Source organism: Bacteroides sp. 224 (assembly GCF_010500995.1).
In the GTDB taxonomy this organism is placed as follows: Bacteria; Bacteroidota; Bacteroidia; order Bacteroidales; family Bacteroidaceae; genus Bacteroides.
The window spans coordinates 1-371 of sequence record NZ_QVMK01000101.1 but is presented as its reverse complement, the minus strand read 5'-3'; the positions used below and the strand labels follow the sequence as shown (position 1 = coordinate 371).

The following is a 371-nucleotide window of genomic DNA, read 5'->3' as shown; positions in this document are numbered from 1 at the left end:
CGTCGCATTTATCCGGTGTGGAAGATAACTCCAGAAAATTAACGATGCTATGTTCAAGCAACGTTAGCTGAGCACGAAATTCGGCCATAGACTCTTGCCTTCTTATTCTTCACGACTGGTCGAACGATTTATTACTCGATCCTAAAGAAAGTCCGGTGATTTCCAAAGACATCGGTAATGATACTCCCACCGCATAGCATGTATTTCCGGCATCTCAATATCAAGAAATAATAAATCCGGTTGGTGCTTGATGATAGATACAATGGCTTCTTTGGCAGAAGACATGAAGAGAAACAATGGATTTATTCCGGGTATTAAGCCGGGTAAGCATACTGCTGAATACATTGATGATATCATGTCTCGTATTACTT

Annotated in this window: 1 pseudogene; it reads left to right on the top strand. The window is 40.7% G+C overall.

Annotation, left to right across the window (positions count from 1 at the left end):
- Nucleotides 1–271: 271 nt before the first annotated feature.
- Nucleotides 272–371, top strand: a pseudogene (locus D0T60_RS18985) (hypothetical protein); the annotation flags it as partial.